This is a genomic window from Allobosea sp. 05T433 (assembly GCF_056396065.1).
Genome location: NZ_JBFTKS010000017.1, coordinates 110,295 through 128,064, shown reverse-complemented (window position 1 = coordinate 128,064; position 17,770 = coordinate 110,295). Strand labels below are relative to the sequence as shown.

Here is a 17,770-nt window from a genome sequence, read left to right as displayed (position 1 = left end):
GCTCTGCGATTGCCGCCGGCTCGTCACTGCCATGCCCTCCGCCCTTCGATCCGCTCCGACAGCAGGCTGCGGCTCAACTTACAAACAATCAAGCCGGTTTTTGTCGACCCATTGTCGCCGCCCGATTCTCACTGCAGGCGGTTCTTGTGGAAGTTCCCGCCCTTCATGATCGCCGACAGAGCCGCGCCCTGGTTCTGGAAGAGGCCGAGGTCCTTCAACGGGTCACCATCGACCAGGATGATGTCGGCAAAGGCGCCTGCACGCAGCGTGCCAAGCTTGCCCTCCATCCGTAGCAGATGGGCGCCGACGGTCGTCGCGGAGCGAATGATCTCGATCGGCGAGAGAACCTCGCTGCGCAGCAGGAACTCGCGGGATTGATCGACCTGGAGCTGGCCGAGCAGATCGCTGCCATAGGCGACGGGAACCCCGGCGCGCTTGCAGATCTCGAGCGAACGCAGGCCGCCATCGATGACCAGATCGTTCTTGGCCAGCATATCCCCCGTCATGCCGAACTCGGCCGCACGCTCCTTCATCGCGTAATAGGCGACGAGATTGGCGGTGAGCACCATATTGTTCTCCGCCATCAGTTTGGCGGAGGCCTCGTCGATCAGATTGCCGTGCTCGATGGCACGAACGCCACATTGCGCGGCACGGGTGATCGCTTCAGGCGTGTAGGCATGGGCGCAGACATAGCGGCCAAATGCCTTGGCCTCCTCGACGGCCGCCTTCACCTCGTCGACGCTGAACTGCATCGAATCCAGCGGATCATAGGGCGACGCGACTCCGCCCGACATCATGATCTTGATGTGGTCGGCACCGAGCCGCATCTGCTCGCGCACGGACTTCTTCACCGCGGAAACGCCGTCGGAGACGTTCATCGTATAGGCCATGGCGTTGCAGCAATGGCAGCGGGCGCCGAAATCCGTGCGCCGGCGCGGGTCGCTGTGGCCTCCGGTCGGGCCGATCGCCTGGCCGGCGATGAACAGGCGCGGAGCCGGGATATCGCCCTTTTCGACGGCTTCCTTGATGCCCCAATCGGCGCCGCCGGTGTCGCGCACCGAGGTGAAGCCGCGATCGATCATGCCCTTCATCAGCCGGACGGAGCGGGCCGTCATCAGGGTCAGCGGCATGCTTTCCATGGCGCGGATATAGACTTCCGAGAGGAAGACATGGACATGGCTGTCGATCAGGCCGGGCATCAGGGTACGCTCGCCACAATCGATCACATCAGCCTTGGCCGTCTTGATCGGCTTGTCGGAGACCTCGCGGATCGTATCGCCTTCGACCAGCAATTCGTAGCCGCGGCGCAATTCGCCATGGTCGGGCTCGAGCATGGCGAAATTCTTGAACAGCAGCTGCGCCATCGAGAACGATCTCCCATGAAGAGGCGCCGTTGCGGCGCCGTCATTCTCCCCGGCTGATATATTGCGAAGTTTCCGCAGCCTTGTCAGCCCATTTTCTCAAGCGAATTCGGGCGCTCTTCACAGCCGTGGAGCACGGCCCGTGCGAGGCTCAGCTGACCGCCGCGCTGTTCTGGGCCAGCGCCCGGCCGCGGATCGGCATCGAGAGATCGTCGGCAAGCGCGCGGTTGATGGCGGGCAGGCCGTCGAGCAGGCTCGGGACGAAGGCCTGAGACGGCGGCATGCGCTTGGGCAGGGCGTGAAGGGCGGCAGCCATGATCGCCGGATCGCGCGTAGCCTGACCATCCTGAAGCGGATCGTGCAGCATGGTGGCGAGCTTAAGGCTGTCGGCGCGTTCGGCGCGGATGCTCTGCTCCCGCCGTGGCCGGACGCGCGGCACGATCAGCGCCGGCTTGTCGAAGGAGAGGATCTCGCAAAAGGTGTTGTAGCCGCCCATGGCGACCACGCAGTGAGCGCGATTCATCAGGAGTTCGAGGCGCGGCTCGAAACCGAGGCCTTCGAGCTTCGGGATGCGAGCGATCCGCTCGGCGAAATCCTTGCGCTTCTCGCGCGACATGAACGGGCCGAACACGATCAGCGCCGGCAGCTCGATCGTCGGGTCGGATTCGTAGGCCGAAATCACCCAGTCGGTCAGGCCCATGCCGTCCCCGCCGCCGCCGGGGGTGACCAGGATGAAAGGGCCCTTGGTGATCTTCGGGTGACGGGTCGGCGGCATCGGGCTTGGCACGGCGCGCTTGAGATAGCCGGTATAGCGGATCTTGTCGGCGAAGAGATGCTGGTCGGGCAGGCCCTGAAGCGGCTGATAGACGCTTTCCAGCCCATAGACGAAGATATCGTCATAGACCGAACCCAGTGCCTCGAGCGCGCCGCTATGTCGCCACTCCTCGAGGACCTTGCTCGGCTCGTCGAGCACGTCGCGCAGACCGAGCACGATGCGGGCACCGCGCCGGCGCAGGATCTCGAGTGAAGACAAGAGTTCGCCGCGCAAGCCCACGGGCTCCTTGTCGACGATCACGACGTCCGGATCGAAGGACAGCACGGTCTGTCTGATCAGGTCGGCGCGCAGGCGCAGCGTGTCGCCGAGATCGAGATTGAGATGATGCGGGGCGTAGCCCCCGTCATCCTGTTTCTCGACGCCGGGAACGCGGACATAGTCGACGCCGTCGCCGAACTGGAAGCTCGAGATCATCGACGAGCCCGAGACGATGATCACTGATATATGAGAATAGCTGGCGACCAGGGAATTGGCGATCGCGCGGCAGCGGCGGATATGGCCGAGCCCGAAGGTGTCGTGGCTGTAGATCAGCACCCTCGGGGCCTGAGGGCTGCGCGGCGCGCGGTCGGCACCGCCGATGTCGATGACGTTATACGGCATAGACGGCTCGCCCTCCGCGAAACGGCCAAACGACCTCGAGCGAGGGCGAACGCACCTAGAATTGTTCGGATTCGGATATAGCGCCACACGCGCGTCCATCCAAGTCCGGCTTGGCCAGGTGGCGGACGCTCACCCAGCGTCGCAGCTTCACTCTAGGCAGTGTTCGAGCCTGAAAACAACTGTCGAAGGCCGACCAACTCCACGGCGGGGTGATGGACCATTGAGCCGAGCAAGGCATCGAGAACGGCCCAGGCCCCGTCATCATGGTCGCGGTGATGCAGCAACAGGCCAAGTGGGCTGTTGCCTATTCCAGCCTCACGTCTTCGTGTGAGTTCCGTGACGATCTCCTCGGCAATGGCGGGGGCCGGGCGACCAATGCGCCCGCCATGCCAGTCGATGATGTCGATCTGGGTGTTGACGACGGAAAACCCGCGGGGAGCCGCGAAGCCGAAATGGCGGAAGCAGGAGAGCCCGCTGAAGCCGAGCTCCGGCAAGCCTGCCGCGATATCCCTGTCGATCCGGTTCCACGGGGGGACGAAGACCGGCAGCAGGGTCGGGCCAAACAGATCCATAAGCCGGCGTCGCCCAGCCGCGATCTCTGCGCCAATGATGTCCCGAGACCGGTGGCTTCCGAACTCCGACTTCTTCTCGCCCTGGGGGGCGTGATTGCGGTGCCAGGTGCCATGCTGGCAGGGCATTAGGAGCGGGGCGCTCCGCAAGCGCTCGCAGAGAGCGGGTTGCGCCAGGAAGGGGATGACCGCGAGTAGCACGGGCGCATCGAAATGTTCGGCCAGGGCTGCCAGCCTGTCGAGCTGCGGGCTTGGCGCGATCGCGTCGTCATCGCGAAGCCAGAGCTGAAGGCGCCGGCCCTGCGTGCTCCAGCGGTCGAGTTCGGCGAGAAGCGGAGCCCAGAGCGGGGTGCTCATGGCCCGGTCGATTCCGCGCGCGCGACCCGATATGCGGCGCGAGCCGCCTGCGCCAATGCGAGGCCGTGCGAGATGATCTCGCTCGTCCGGTCGAGCGTCCGTTCCCGCAAGACGAAGTTTCGCGCGGCGCGACCCATATCTTCGCGCCGGTTCGTGTTCTCGATGAGCTCCGCCAACGCTGTTGCCAAAGCCGCGAGGTCGCCATCCTGCACCAGGATCGCGGTCTCTCCATTTCGGACGGTGGCTGCGACGCCGCCACTGTCGAAGGCGACGACCGGGAGACCCGCAGCCTGGGCTTCGAGATAGACCAGGCCATAGGCTTCGCCGATGCCGGGCCACACAAATATGTCATGCTCCGCCAGCGCCGCGCCGACGGCAGGGCGATCCAGCGCACCGCGCCATTCGATGCGCTCGCGCGGGAGGGGCGCGAAGGCCACTTCGACCTGATCGCGCACGGGTCCATCGCCAATGATGGTGAGCGTCCAGGGACGATCGATCAGGCGGGCGAGGCTGGCGGCAAGCGCTTGATAGCTTTCGAGCTTAACGCCTGGACGCATCATCGCGACGGTGATCAGGCGCGTGGCTGCGGCACCGGATCGGCGGTGGGGAGTGGAGGGCTCCAACGCGATGAAGGGGGGCAGCTCGAGGAATTGCGTGCGGTCCGAGGAGCGGGCCTCGACGCCACCACGATCACGCTCGGTGAAGCAAAAATGCAGATCGGCAGCGCGGAAGCCGCGCCTTGCGAGTGCGACATGCCGGGCCCATTCCCCTTCGGAGCGCCGGCCGGAATCGCTTGCCTCGGCGACGACATAGGGAATGTCGAGCCGCTTCGTGATCTCGGGCCCCAGGAGGTCGGGGGCCTTGTAATAGCTGTGATAGGTGAACCAGAGCCCCGGCCGGTTGCCATTGGTCTCCCAGGCGGCCAGCAAGGCATCGCGCCGGCCGGCCGCCTCGGCGAGGCGCTGATCCAGGAGCGCGGGCTCCGCGCTGCGCATATAGGAGCGCGCATCCGCGATCGGGGCGACGGCATGGCCGAGCCGTGTCATCGCCTCGACGAGCTGGTGCGCCATGCGCCGGTCACCGGAAATCCTGCCGTCCTCATACGCATTGAGCGGCGTGTGAAATGCGATCCGCACAGGATGTCAGGTCCGCGAGCAGGAGGTGGCGGCGCGCTCAGCGGTAGGGATCGGCCGCATCGCGCAAGCCGTCGCCAAGGAAGTTGAAGGCCAGGATGATCAGGATCACCGGAACGACCGGATAGAGCAACCAGGGATAGAGCGCCACAACATTGACGTTCTGCGCCTCGTTCAGCATCACGCCCCAGCTGGTGATCGGTGGCCTGAGTCCAAGTCCGAGGAAGCTGAGCGCCGTCTCGCCCAGGATCGTTTTCGGCACGGTGATGGTGGCCGAGGCGATGAGATGGCTCATGAAGCCCGGCACGAGGTGCAGGCCGATGATCCGCGCAGGCTTGGCGCCCATCAGCTGGGCGGCGACGACATAGTCTTCCTCGCGCAGCGAGAGCAGTTTCGAGCGGACCGCGCGGGCAAGACCGGTCCAGTCCATCAGGCCGAGAATCATCGTGATGCCGAAATAGACGAGCAGCGGGCTCCAGGATGGCGGCATGATCGAGGCCAGCGCGAGCCAGAGCGGGATATGCGGCAGGGACTGCACGATTTCGATCACGCGCTGGATGAAGAGATCGATCTTGCCGCCGTAATAGCCGGCGATACCGCCGATGATGACGCCGAGGATGAAGCTGACACCGACCCCGAGCAGGCCGATGCTGAGCGAGATGCGGCCGCCATAGATGATGCGCGAGAGCATGTCGCGCCCGAGCCGATCGGTGCCGAGGAGAAACAGCGTGCCGTCCTTGGGAGGGCAGACGAGGTGAAGGTTGCCCGGTACCAGGCGCCAGAAATCGTAGTCGTCGCCCCGGCAGAAGAAGCGGATCAGCTGCGGCCGGCTGCGGTCGACATCGTATTCGCGCTTCAGGTTCTCCATGTTGAGGCGCTGCGTATAGGGATAGACGAAGGGGCCGAGGAAGCGACCTTCGTGGAAGAGATGCACCTCCTGCCGCGGGGCGCGGATGAATTCGGTATTGCGGGTGGTGTAATGGTAGGGCGCCAGGAACTCGGCGAATATCACCGTCAGATACATGAGGATGATGAAGACGCCGGAGATCACCGCGAGCCGATGCTTGCGGAATTTCCACCACATCAACTGCCATTGTGACGCGAGATAGACGCGCTCCTGCTCAGGCGTCATGCGTTCGACGGCGTAGGGTTCGAACGGCGCGGTCGAGGCCGTATGCAGCAGCGGCGCGCCGTCTGGCGGGAGAGCGGGCTTCACTTGGTGGCCGCTCCCTGGAGGCGGATGCGCGGATCGAGGATCGCCAGCGCGATGTCCGAGATCAGCACCCCGATCACGGTGAGGAACGAGAGGAACATCAGGAAGGAACCAGCGAGGTACATGTCCTGCGCCTGCAGGGCGCGGATCAGCAGCGGACCGGTCGTCTGAAGCGAGAGCACGATCGCGACGATCTCCGCGCCGGAGACGATCGAGGGCAGAATGTCGCCGATATCGGAAATGAAGAAATTCAGCGACATGCGCAGCGGATATTTGCGCAACGCCTTGCCGGGCGGCAGCCCCTTCGCGCGGGCGGTGACGTAGTACTGCTTCTGGAGTTCGTCGAGCAGGTTGGCGCGCACGGCGCGGATCATGCCGGCGGTGCCGCCGGCGCCGATGATGATGACGGGAATCCAGAGATGCTCCAGCACCGAGCGGAGCTTTGCCCAGCTCATCGGCTGGTTGAGATATTGTGGATCGACGAGCCCCCCGATCGAGGTGCCGAACCAGACATTGGCGAAATACATGAAGACCAGCGCCAGCAGGAAATGCGGCACGGCAAGCCCGATCAGCCCGAGGAATGTGAGGCCGTAGTCACCCCAGCTGTATTGATGGGTGGCGGAATAGATGCCGATCGGGAAGGCGACGACCCAGGTGAAGATGATGGTGACGAAGGAGACGATCATCGTCAGCAGCAATCGATCCCCGACGATCTCGCTTACCGGGCGCTGATATTCGAAGGAATAGCCCATGTCGCCGCGCATGAGCCCGGTGACCCAGTGGAAATAGCGCTCGATCGGCGGCTTGTCGAAGCCATACTCCGTCTTCAGGAACTCGATGCGGCTGAGGTCGGCCTTTTCGCCCTGGGCCTGCATCTCGGCGGCAAGCGTCTCGAAATAGTCGCCCTCGGGCAGGTTGATGACGGTGAAGATCAACGCGCTGGTTACCAGCAGCGTCGGTATCATCAGCAGGATGCGCTTGAGGATGTATTTCAGCAGCATCGGTCAGCTCTTCACCTGAGCATCGTCGAACCAGAAGGTATCGGGCAGGTAGCGGCCGAAAAAGGCACCCGGCTCGAAGCTGTAAAGGCCCTTTTCGGGAACATTGCGCAGATTGCGCGAGACCACGACCGGCTGGAGCGTGCCATTGACCACGCCGATGGTGAAGAGCTGCTCGGCATTGATCCTCAGCATCGCGCGCCAGATCGTTCTGCGCTCGTCATGGGTCACGCTTACGCGCCAGGCCTGGTAGAGCCTGACCAGTTCCTGCGCTTCGGCCAGGTCAGGCTCTTCGCCTTCGCGGCCGCCGCTTTCCAGGAACTGGCCCCAACGCGGCCAGTTGAACTGCATCGACGACGTTGGGGCGAGCGCATCGGGTTCCATCTCGGCCGCGACCAGCGCGTTATCCATGCCCGCCCAGGCCGACATCACGGTCTGGCCGGCCAGGATGCGGCGGCGAAAGACGTCGCGCTGGGTCGAGCGGGGATAGATCTTGATCCCGACCTCCTGCAGATCCTGTTTGATCAGGTCGAGGATGTCCGTCTCTTCGGTGCTCTCGCCGGCGGTTTCCACGGTAAATTCGAGGCGCTGGCCATTGGGAAGGAGCCGTATGCCGTCCGGGGCACGTTTGGTCAGCCCGATCTCGTCGAGCAGGCGGTTGGCCAGCGCCCGGTCAGCCTGCATCCACATATTGGCGTTGGCGGCGTCATAAAGTGGGCTCTCGGGCAGCGCCGTATTGCCGCTTTCCTTGGCAAGGCCAAAGAAGATCACCTGGTTGATGTCCTTGCGATTGATCGCGACGGAGAGGGCGCGGCGGTAACGGACATCGCGATTGAGATCGCGCCAGATCGGATCGATGGCATTCAGGTTCGGCATCAGCGCAAACCAGGAGCCTTCGGCCCGCTTCCAGAGCCTGACGTCGAAATTCATCCGCTTCGAGGCGTCCTTCAGGAAGGTGTAATTGTCGAAACGGAGATAGCGCGCCTGGAGGTCGCTCTCGCCGGCTGCGGTCTTCGCGGGGATCAGCGAATTCGTGCCAATCGTGATTGTCACTTCGTCGGCATAGGGCAACTGCCGCCCGGCCTGGTCGACGCGGTGGAAATAGGGGTTGCGCTGGAAAGCGAACTGCTCGGCGGGGAGCGATGTCAGATTGCGCCAGGGGTCGAGCGTCGGCAGATCGGGGTTCTCGGGCCTGTACATGCGCGAGAACCGCTCGTGCAGCGAGCCCCAGTCCTTGACGCGCGCCGTCTTGACGCGGGCATAGAGCGTGACCTTGTCGGCGTAGCGCTCGTGGAACTGCTTCAGGTAGCCCGAAGGCATGTAGATATAGGTCGGTTGGGCGTCGGCGAGCGAGGGCAGGAAGACCGGGTTCGGCTTGCTCCAGCTGTAGCGGACCTCGGTCTCGCTCAGCACTTCGAAGACCGGCTTCTCGCCGCCCGCGAGCATCGCCTGGGGCGGCCCGCCAGGTGAGAGGCGCCGGTTATTGGCGAAATCCTCCCACCAGTAGCGGAAATCCTCCGTGGTGAAGGGGCTGCCGTCCGACCAGCGATGCCCCTTGCGCAGCTTCAGCGTGAAGACACGGCCGTCCTTGACGTCGACCGCCTCCAGGATGTCCGGCGCGAGTTCGAGGTTGTCGTCATAGACGAGAAGCCGGGTATAGCTGTAGAGCGTCATCATCCTGATGTCGCGCTGGTCGCCCATCAGCATGCGCATCGTGCCACCATGCCGCCCGGGAACACGGTCGGGGCCGGACACTTCGATCACGCGGGGCTCTTCCGGCAGGCGAAGCGCGATCACCGGCATGGTGCCTGCCGCCACCTTCTCGGCCCAGAATGGGCTGTCGATGAAATCCATCGGGTTGGGTTCGCGTGCGAGCACGCCGCGCGGCAGGCCCTGAACGGCGAGAGCGCCGGCTCCGAGCAAGAGAGCGGCACGGCGTGTGGGATGCTGCCGGCGGGATGTCATCAGACCAACTCCCTGTGGTTTGCTTCCGGACGGGCCAGGACGTAGTGGCCTTCGCCCAGGGATAGCGGCTCGAGGCTGACGCCGGGTTCCGGTCTGAAGGCCGGCGCCCAATGGCTGTAATCGGAGGCGCCGCCGGGTGCGACGAGCTTGAAATCGAGCTTGCGGTCGAGATCGGCGAAGGGCACCGAGCGCAGCAGGGCTTTCGTATAGGGGTGAGCTGGCGAGGCAAAGAGGGCGTGGCGCGGCGCGAGTTCGACGATGTGGCCATTGGCCATGACCGCGATCCGGTCCGCCATGTAGTTCACGACGGCGAGATTGTGCGAGATGAACAGGAAGGTGAGGCCGCGCTCGGCCTGTAGGTCCTTGAGCAGGTTGAGGATCTGCGCCTGCACCGAGACATCGAGCGCCGATACCGGTTCGTCGCAAACGATCAGGTCCGGGTCGAGCGCGAGCGCGCGCGCAATGCCGATGCGCTGACGTTGGCCACCGGAGAAGGAATGCGGGTAACGGCTGAGGAAGCGCGGATCGAGCCCAACGCTCTCCATCAGGCTGCGCACGCGGGCCGTCTGCTCGGCGCCGTCACCGCGCTCGTGAATCACCAGCGGCTCGCGCAGGATGTTCATGACGGTCATGCGCGGCGACAGAGACGAGACCGGGTCCTGGAAGATCATCTGGACTCGCTGACGGAAGCGCCGCAGCTCCTCGCCCTGCAGGGAGAGGACGTCTGTCGGGCCGAAGCCGTCATTGAAGGTCACCGCCCCGGCATCGGGCGTGATCGCGCGCATGATGATCTTGCTGACGGTGGTCTTGCCGCAGCCGCTCTCGCCGACAAGGCCGAGGCATTCGCCCCGCGCGATGTCGAACCCGACATCGTCGACCGCAAGCACCGTAGCCTGGGTGCCCTTGCCGAAGAACCCGCGCGAGCCAGTGGTGTAGGTCTTGCGCAGGTGGCGCACGCTCAGCAATGGCGGCGCATTGGCAGGCCGGGAGATGAGCGGGGCGGCACGCGGCGTTGCCACAGGCTGGGCACGTGCCTCGCGCAATGCGACCAGCCGCTCGCCCTCCTGCATGTCGAAATGCGGCGAGGCTTTCAGCAGCGCTTTGAGATACGGGTGTCGCGGACGTCGGAAGATATCCTCGACAGGACCGCTTTCCATGATCTCGCCGTGATAGATCACCACAACCTCGTCGGCCATGTTGGCAACGACGCCGAGATCATGGGTGATGAGCAGGATCGCCATGCCCATCTCGGCCTGGAGATCTCGCATCAGGTCGAGCACCTGGGCCTGGATGGTGACGTCAAGAGCAGTGGTCGGCTCGTCCGCGATCAGCAGGGCGGGCTGGCAGATCAGGGCCATGGCGAGCATGGCGCGCTGACGCAGACCGCCGGAAAGCTCGAACGGGTAATAGCCGTAGGCGCGCACCGGGTCCTTGAAGCCGACGCGCCGAAGCATCGTCTCGATCTGCCGGCGTGCCGAAGCATCATCGGTCGGGCGATGCAGTTGCAGGGCTTCCTCGATCTGGTTGCCGATGGTGTGCACCGGTGAGAGCGAGGACATCGGCTCCTGGAAGATCATGCCGATACGGCCGCCGCGCAGCGCGCGTATCGCTTCGCCTTCGGCGGTCAGGCCCGCAATGTCGATCACGGTGTTCCGGTCGAGCGGATCGCGAAATAGGATCTCTCCGCCGGTGACGGCGCCCGCGCGGGGCAGGAGCCCCATGATCGCCTGCGAGATCACCGATTTGCCGGATCCGGACTCGCCGACAAGGGCAACTGTCTTCCCCGCGGGGACACGCAGACTGACCCCCTTCACGACATCCCGGGCGAACCCGTGCACCGTGAAGCCGATCCGCAAATCGCTGATCCGCAAGATATCCATGAGCTGCTAACGCCTGAACCCCGTATTCACTCCCGGGTCACCGGGTCCCCTGGCACTAGACGTGGAAAGTTGCGTCTTGCCAATCTCTGTCTTGCGCGCGCTCATTCCGGGGGACATTGCCCGTTCCGGATGACATCCGCGCAACGCGGCCCGCGCCGGAAATCGTCGTAACTTACGCTCCACGGGCCTGTGTTGGCGGCGCGGTAAGGTCCGAACTTGAAATACTGCTTCTTTCCGAGGCCTGGGCCGCGATGGCCGATCGGGCCCTTGATCGTGGCGACGTGTCGGCCGTTCGCCACGATCTCGACATGGCCGTTGCCCTGCGGGCCGGGGCTCGAGCGAAAAACGAAGTCGATCCAGCCCGCGCGAGCAGGCGGCAGCCCGGCGTGATGGGTCACCTGGATTCCTGGCGCGCAGGCATTGAAATAGGCGGGGTAGTCGGCCCGCGTGCTGCCGGTCTCAAGCGCCACCAGAGCGCGGGTCTGCCGCGCGACACGACGGTTCACGGCCAGGGCCTCTCCGGGGAGGCAGCCGTCTGGGCGTTCTGCGCCGCCGATCGGAAAGACCTCGATCATGTCGGTCTCTACGGTGACACCAAGCCGCCCCTGAAACAGCCTGAGCGCCAGAAAGGGCGAATAATCTCCCTCTGCTCCGGGCGTGATCTGGCGCTTCCACTGCGCCATGACATAGCGGGCATCGTCCTGCGGCACGGGATCGTCGAGGCGCATGGCGAAGCCGTGCCAGACCGTCTGATCGTAGCTTGCCAGGACCTCGGGCTTCTCCCAGACCTCGGCCCTTTCGCTGCAATTGCGCGCGCCCTTCGCGCAGAGCGGCTTGACCGACAGGGTGAGCGCGCCCCTGCCATCCAGGGCGCCTTTCTCCTGAAATGTCACCTGTCCGGCGCGCTGTTCGGCATTGTCCTTATAATAGAGCCCGCCTTCGAGGGCGAAGCGCCCGGCATCGAAAGCATCCCTCAGGAACAGCGAAGATCCGTCCTGTGCCGCAGCCAATGACGGCGGTGTCAGCGCGAGCAGGGCAATCCCTGACATCCCTGCCAACCGCCGTCCGACACCTCTCAGCCGCATCGTCGTTCCTCCGCGCATTGTGATCGAAACATGCGGCCGGGCGCCAAGCAAGCCGTGGGCATGCCGCATTGCGACATTGCGCAAGGGCCGTGACTGACACACATATGACGCGAAACTCAATAAGCGGTGCACCATCCGGTTCGCCAGACAGGACGTCCCTTGGAGACGAACCTCTTTCGTTACATCTGGCAGAAGAGCCGTGGCGAACAGATCGTCGTCCTGCTGATCATCCTTGCCTCAATTCCATTCAACTGGGCCTCGTTCGTCGTGCCGAAGCGCATCGTCAACGATGCGATCCAGGGCGGAGCCTTCAAGGACGGCCAGACCAGCGCGACGCTGATGGACATCACGCTGCATTGGCCGGACATCTTCGGCGGCGGCAGCGTCCACCTGTTCGACGGCTTCCAGGTCGGCCAGCTCGGGCTGCTCTTCGGGCTGAGCTTCTATTTCCTTGTGCTGGTGCTGATCAACGGCGTCTTCAAATACGTGATCAACGTGCGCAAGGGCATCCTCGGCGAGCGGATGCTGAGGCGCATGCGCTACGACCTGTTCAGCCAGCTCATGCGCTTCCAGCCGGAGGATATCAGGGCGGTCAAGCCGGCCGAAGTGGCAAGCATGATCAAGGACGAGGTCGAGCCGATCGGCGGTTTCGTCGGTGATGCCTTCATCCAGCCGGTCTTCCTGCTTAGCCAGGCGTTGACGGCGCTGGTTTTCATCATGGTGCAAAGCGTCTGGCTGGGCTCGATCGCACTGTTCATCGTGATCGCCCAGGCGATCATCATCCCGATCCTGCGGCGGGAGCAGTTACGGCTTGGCCGCGAAAGGCAGATCGCATCGCGCCTGCTCGCGGGGAGGATCGGCGAGATCGTGGATGCCGGTCCGACCATTCAGGGGCATGGCGTCACCAACTATATGCAGTCGGATATTGCCGGGCGTCTCGGCAACCTTTTCGACATCCGCTACGCGCTCTACAAGCGCAAATTCGCGGTCAAGTTCCTCAACAACCTGCTGGCCCAGATCACGCCATTCTTCTTCTACGCAGTCGGGGGCTATTTTGCCCTGCAGGGCCGGCTCGATATCGGCCAGCTCGTTGCCGTGATCGCGGCCTATCGCGATCTGCCGCCGCCGATCAAGGAACTGATCGACTGGGATCAGCAGCGCAACGACGTCACCATCAAGTACGAACAGGTCGTCGGCCAGTTCAACCCTGACGAGACAATGGTGCTCGACGAGGAGGAGGATTGTTCGAACCTGCCCGACAAGGGCGAGATCAGGCTCGACAGCGTCCAGATGCTCGATAACCGCGGCCAGCCGCTGCTGGCGCCCTTGTCGTTTCAGGTGCCTCGTCCCAGTGTCGTTGCCGTCATCGGGCCGCCGGGGGGAGCGCGCGACGTCTTCGGCCGCATCCTAGGCCGCCAGATCATGTCCTATTCGGGACGGGTCCTGATCGACAGGGCCAGCCTCGCGCGATTTTCGGTCGAGAAGGCAAGCCATCTGATCGGTTATGCCGGCCAGGAGGTCGAGATCATCAACGGCACGCTGCGCGACAACATCCTGCTGCCCCTCAGGCGCCGGCGGCCGAGCCTGAAGCCAAAGGAACCGATCACGCCGCAAGAGCACAGGCGGCTGATCGAAGCGGTCCGCTCCGGCAATACGCCCTTCTCGTTTGCGGCCGACTGGACCGACTATGAAGGGGTGGGGCTCGCCGACGCCGCCGAGCTTGAAGCGCATGTCCAGCGGATTCTGGAGGTCCTTGGCTGCGACGAGGACGTCTACGAGCTCGGACTGGACGGCAAGGTCGTCCTGCCGCTCGACCAGTCGATCATCGACAGGATCACCGAAGCCCGCAAGGTCGTGGCGGCGGAACTGTCCAAGAGCAAGCTTGCCGGACTGGTCGAGACATTCGATCCCAAACGCTACAATGCCAACGCGACCATTGCGGAGAACCTGATCTTCGGGGCGCGCAAGGGGGCGCGTTTCGCCAATGATACCCTGCTGGCGGAGCCCTATGCGCGCGCCCTGATGCAGGCCGAAGCGCTGATCGAGCCGCTCGTCGAAGTGGGTGCGCGCATCGTCTCGACGGTGGTCGAGATCTTCGAGGGACTGCCGGCCGGCCATGCCTTGTTCGAAAGGTATTCCTTTGGCACGAACTTCGACCTCGAGATACTGAAGAGCCTGGCCTCGGTTCTTGCCAAGCACGATATGCGCAGCCCGCTCGATCCGGAAACGGAGCGAAACCTGATGGCGCTCGCGCTCGGCTATATCGAACCGAAGCACCGCCTCAACTTGCTGGACGATGCCCTGCGGCGGCGGATTTTGCGTGCGCGGGCAAGTTTCAAGGCCCATTTGCCGGCGGATGCTGCCAGTTCGGTCGATTTCTATGACCCGGACCGCGTCATGGATGGGGCCAGCATCCGCGACAATCTTCTGTTCGGGCGCATCGGCTTCGGCATCAGCGATGCCGGCCGCAAGGTTGCCGACATCATGCGAACGGCGCTGTCTCGCGCAGGTCTGGACGGCTCGCTCTATCGCGTCGGACTCAACACCGATTGCGGGCTGCGTGGCCGCTATCTGCCGGCCCGGATCCGGCTCGCGATCCCACTCGCCCAAGCCTTGATCAAGACGCCGCAGATCGCGATTCTCGATCCGAGTGCGCTGCTTGCCACGACAAACAAGGGTGGTGAAATCATCAGCCGCTTGCGCAAGCATTGTGCCGGCATGACACTGTTTCTACTTCTTGGTGATGGTAGTCTCGCCAGGGACATTTCGCCGAGGCTCGTGTTCAACGGATCCTTCGGCGTGATTGAAGACGGCGACAGCGATGGCGAGGACGAAACGGAACATCGGGCCGTTTCATCTCCGTTGCGGGTCGCCGAGGGGGTAGAGGTGCGACAATGACGCTCGAAAGCGATATCGCCTGCCTGCGGAGCATACCGCTCTTTCGCAGCCTGCCGGCGCCACGGCTCAAGCTTGTGGCCTTGATGGGTGAACGCCTGCATTTCGAGCCGGGGACCGTCATCATCCGGGAAGGAGAGAGGCCGCAAGGCGTCTACTTCATCCTGGAGGGAGAGGTGGAGCTCCTCCACATGGAGGGTGAACGCCCCGCCAAGCGCTTCCAGTTCGAGACGGGAAGCATCTTCGGCGACGTGCCGATGCTGAGCGACCAGGCCTATCTCGGCGAAGCTGTCGCCAAGACCGAGGTCTGCGCGCTCCGCCTGCCGAAGGATCTGTTCTTCGAACTGCTCGGCACCGTTCCCGATTTCAGCGTTGCGCTGTCACGTGATCTGGCCTCGCGCCTGTACCGACTGGCCAATTACGTCCTGCATAGCGAGAAGGTCCATTGAGGACACGGGAAAACTCATGAGTCTGCCGCAGACCGGCACGAAGCGTTCGCCTGGATTCGATGCCGGCATGAGCCAGGTTTCGTCCTGGAGCCGGGATATCCGCCTGGTGTCAGGGTTCGTCCTGCTCGTCTTCGCGACGACCCATTTCCTCAACCATGCCGTTGGGATCGCCGGTGTTGCGGCGATGGAGCAGGTGCAGGAATGGCGCTACGCTGTCTGGCATTCCTGGCCGGGAACCGTCGCGCTCTATGGCGCTCTGATCGTTCACCCGCTCTTTGCTCTGGTGCGAGTCGCGCAGCGCCGGACCTTCCGCATGCCGGTGCGCGAAATCCTGCAGATCGCGCTGGGCCTCGCCATCCCCCTGCTGCTCGTCGACCATATCGTCAGCACCCGGATCATCGGGCATTATTTCCATATCGACGAGAGCTACCACGCGGTGCTGCGACGGCTCTGGCCCGGGCACGCCTTGGCGCAGTCGCTGCTCCTGCTCCTGGTCTGGACGCATGGCATGATCGGCCTGCACTTCATCCTGCGCAGCCGGGATAGCTATGCGCGGTGGCGCGATCCCTTTCTTCTGGTCGCGATCCTCATTCCGGTTCTTGCCCTGATCGGCTTCTCCGTCGCCGCGCGCGAGGCCGTGCAAATGGCCCTGCCGCCGGAGGCACGCAACGACGCCCGGTCGGCGATGTCCAACTGGCATGAGATGTGGGTGAAGAGTGGCTTCTTCGGGCTCGTAGGCTCCTTCGCGATCTTCGTTGCGTTTCGCGAGTTCCGGGTGCGGACGACCCGTGCGATCACGGTGCGCTTCGTCGGCCATGGCGTGCGCAAGGTCGTGCCCGGCCCGACCGTGCTTGAGCTGTTCCGGCGCTTCAATATTCCGCATGCGGCGCTTTGCGGTGGGCGGGCGCGCTGTGCCACCTGCCGCGTGCTGGTCCTCGATGGTGCGGATGGGCTTCCGGCGCCAGGGCCGAACGAGGCGAAGCTGCTGCGTCGGATTTCGGCGCCGCCGCGTGTCCGCCTCGCCTGCCAGATCCGACCGCGCGACGACCTGCAGGTGCAGTTGTTGCTCGCATCCAAACTCGGATCGGCCATACGAGCCGTCGAACTGGATAGTTCCATTGCCCGGCGCGGCCTGACCGTGATGGTGGCCGATCTGCGCGCTTTCTCGGCGCTGTCGGAGCGTCAACTGCCGCATGAGCTGATCGGATTGCTCAATCGCTTCTTCGACGAGATGGCGCAGGCGATCATCGCTCATGGCGGGCGCATCGATGCTCTCTATGGCGATGGCTTCATGGCGGTGTTCGGCCTGGAAGCCAGCCCGGCCAAGGCGGCACTGGCTTCGATCGCGGCTGCTGGCGACATCGTGCGGGCGGTCGACGCCCTGAATCGTGAGTTCAGCGCGGCCCTGCCGCTGCCGCTGCGGATCGGCATCGGCATCCATACCGGCCAGGCTGTCGTCGGCGCGGTCGAGAATGACAGCCTCGGCCGGCATGAGATCACGGTCGGCGAGACGGTGGCGATCGCGAGCCAGTTCGAGGCCGCGACACGGCGTGTTCTCGCCGATATCGTGGTTTCGGAGACGACTGTTGCAGTGACCGGCCGGAGCTTTGCCGAAGCCGTTCCGCTGAAGGTGATGATCAAGGGCCGGGATGCGCCGATGGCGGCCTATGGCTTCGCCAGGACGCCACGCATCGACGCTGCGGATGAGGCTGACGCGGTGGACGCCAGCGCAGTGGCGACGCAAGGCGCGACGCAGGATGCTGGCAATGGGGAGCAGCGGGCTCCCACCGAGACGCCCACCCCCGCGAATCCGGCTGGGCGGCGCCCCAAGACGCAGGCTGACCAGAAGCCCGAAAATCAGGACGTCTGAGGCTCAGGGCGGGCCATAGACCAGGAAGCGGCGGCGGTCGTATCCGGCGCTGCGCAATGCCGGATCGTCGATCGTCATGGCGAGATCGATAAGCGGCGGAGCCGGCCGCGTCGCCGTGATCGCGCCGATCTGGCCGCAGGCGCGTTCCAGATCGAGCGCGTAGTCGATCACAAGGGTCTCGGCTGCTTCCGCAAGGGCGAGCAGTTCGGGCGGGGTCGCCGCGGTTCCCCCGAAGGGCTTGAGCGACAGGCCGAGCAGCACCAATGCATAGGGCTTCGGCGGGGCAAGCGCGATGGCCTGAAGCTTGGCGGCCCGATGCAGGACCGTGCAGGGCTTTCCGTTCAGTATATCTGCTTTGAAAGCCGGTATTTTCGGGTCGATCACCGTCACCGATTGCGGGGAATGGGTGAGAAAGCCGGTGATCGGCAGCCCGGCGCCCCCGATCTCCACGATATGCGGGCAGTGCCGCACCGCGTGCGCGGCGAGCACCTGTCTCAAGCAGGCGCCGGGGCCGGCGAGATGGGGCAACAAGGTTCCCGAAGGGGCCATTGCGCCGTCAT

Annotated in this window: 13 protein-coding genes; 3 read left to right on the top strand and 10 right to left on the bottom strand. The window is 64.3% G+C overall.

Going from position 1 to position 17,770, the window contains the following annotated elements:
- Positions 1–128 precede the first annotated feature (128 nt).
- The 9 genes from AC1DGP_RS22355 to AC1DGP_RS22315 all read right to left on the bottom strand — a co-directional run bounded on the left by AC1DGP_RS22355 (position 129) and on the right by AC1DGP_RS22315 (position 11,960).
- Positions 129–1,364 (bottom strand): metal-dependent hydrolase family protein, encoded by a 1,236-nt coding sequence (locus tag AC1DGP_RS22355; RefSeq protein WP_441505692.1) that lies wholly within the window; start codon positions 1,362–1,364, stop codon positions 129–131.
- A gap of 148 nt (positions 1,365–1,512) precedes the next feature.
- Positions 1,513–2,796: a glycosyltransferase family protein gene (locus tag AC1DGP_RS22350; RefSeq protein WP_441505691.1), complete on the bottom strand. Its 1,284-nt coding sequence runs from the start codon at positions 2,794–2,796 to the stop codon at positions 1,513–1,515.
- A gap of 152 nt (positions 2,797–2,948) precedes the next feature.
- Positions 2,949–3,722 (bottom strand): polysaccharide deacetylase family protein, encoded by a 774-nt coding sequence (locus AC1DGP_RS22345; protein WP_441505690.1) that lies wholly within the window; start codon positions 3,720–3,722, stop codon positions 2,949–2,951.
- Positions 3,719–4,792: a glycosyltransferase family 4 protein gene (locus AC1DGP_RS22340; protein ID WP_441505689.1), complete on the bottom strand. Its 1,074-nt coding sequence runs from the start codon at positions 4,790–4,792 to the stop codon at positions 3,719–3,721. The genes AC1DGP_RS22345 and AC1DGP_RS22340 overlap by 4 nt, the downstream gene beginning before the upstream one ends.
- A gap of 103 nt (positions 4,793–4,895) precedes the next feature.
- Positions 4,896–6,071 carry an ABC transporter permease gene (locus AC1DGP_RS22335; RefSeq protein WP_441505688.1) on the bottom strand — a complete coding sequence of 392 codons (1,176 nt, stop codon included), beginning with the start codon at positions 6,069–6,071 and terminating at the stop codon, positions 4,896–4,898.
- Positions 6,068–7,066, bottom strand: coding sequence for an ABC transporter permease (locus AC1DGP_RS22330; RefSeq protein WP_441493232.1), 999 nt, complete (start codon positions 7,064–7,066; stop codon positions 6,068–6,070). Before AC1DGP_RS22330 ends, AC1DGP_RS22335 begins: the two co-directional genes overlap by 4 nt.
- 6 nt (positions 7,067–7,072) lie before the next feature.
- Entirely contained in the window at positions 7,073–9,031 is a 1,959-nt protein-coding gene (locus AC1DGP_RS22325; protein WP_441505687.1) for an ABC transporter substrate-binding protein, read from the bottom strand.
- Positions 9,031–10,911, bottom strand: coding sequence for an ABC transporter ATP-binding protein (locus tag AC1DGP_RS22320; protein WP_441505686.1), 1,881 nt, complete (start codon positions 10,909–10,911; stop codon positions 9,031–9,033). Before AC1DGP_RS22320 ends, AC1DGP_RS22325 begins: the two co-directional genes overlap by 1 nt.
- Positions 10,912–11,012: 101 nt before the next feature.
- Positions 11,013–11,960 carry a polysaccharide lyase family 20 protein gene (locus AC1DGP_RS22315; RefSeq protein ID WP_441505685.1) on the bottom strand — a complete coding sequence of 316 codons (948 nt, stop codon included), beginning with the start codon at positions 11,958–11,960 and terminating at the stop codon, positions 11,013–11,015.
- 195 nt (positions 11,961–12,155) lie between these two features.
- On the opposite strand from AC1DGP_RS22315, the gene AC1DGP_RS22310 reads away from it, so the two are divergent.
- The 3 genes from AC1DGP_RS22310 to AC1DGP_RS22300 are packed head-to-tail and all read left to right on the top strand — an operon-like array spanning position 12,156 to position 17,210.
- On the top strand, positions 12,156–14,894 hold the full coding sequence (locus AC1DGP_RS22310) for an ABC transporter transmembrane domain-containing protein (protein ID WP_476832535.1): 2,739 nt from the start codon (positions 12,156–12,158) through the stop codon (positions 14,892–14,894).
- Complete coding sequence (locus tag AC1DGP_RS22305) at positions 14,891–15,340, top strand: cyclic nucleotide-binding domain-containing protein (protein WP_441493203.1); 450 nt, start codon at positions 14,891–14,893, stop codon at positions 15,338–15,340. Before AC1DGP_RS22310 ends, AC1DGP_RS22305 begins: the two co-directional genes overlap by 4 nt.
- A 16-nt stretch (positions 15,341–15,356) precedes the next feature.
- A complete protein-coding gene (locus tag AC1DGP_RS22300; RefSeq protein WP_441505684.1) occupies positions 15,357–17,210 on the top strand; it encodes an adenylate/guanylate cyclase domain-containing protein in 1,854 nt (617 codons plus the stop codon).
- Positions 17,211–17,213: 3 nt separating this feature from the next.
- Here AC1DGP_RS22300 and AC1DGP_RS22295 read toward each other — a convergent pair whose 3' ends face one another.
- Complete coding sequence (locus AC1DGP_RS22295; protein ID WP_441505683.1) at positions 17,214–17,759, bottom strand: hypothetical protein; 546 nt, start codon at positions 17,757–17,759, stop codon at positions 17,214–17,216.
- Positions 17,760–17,770 lie beyond the last annotated feature (11 nt).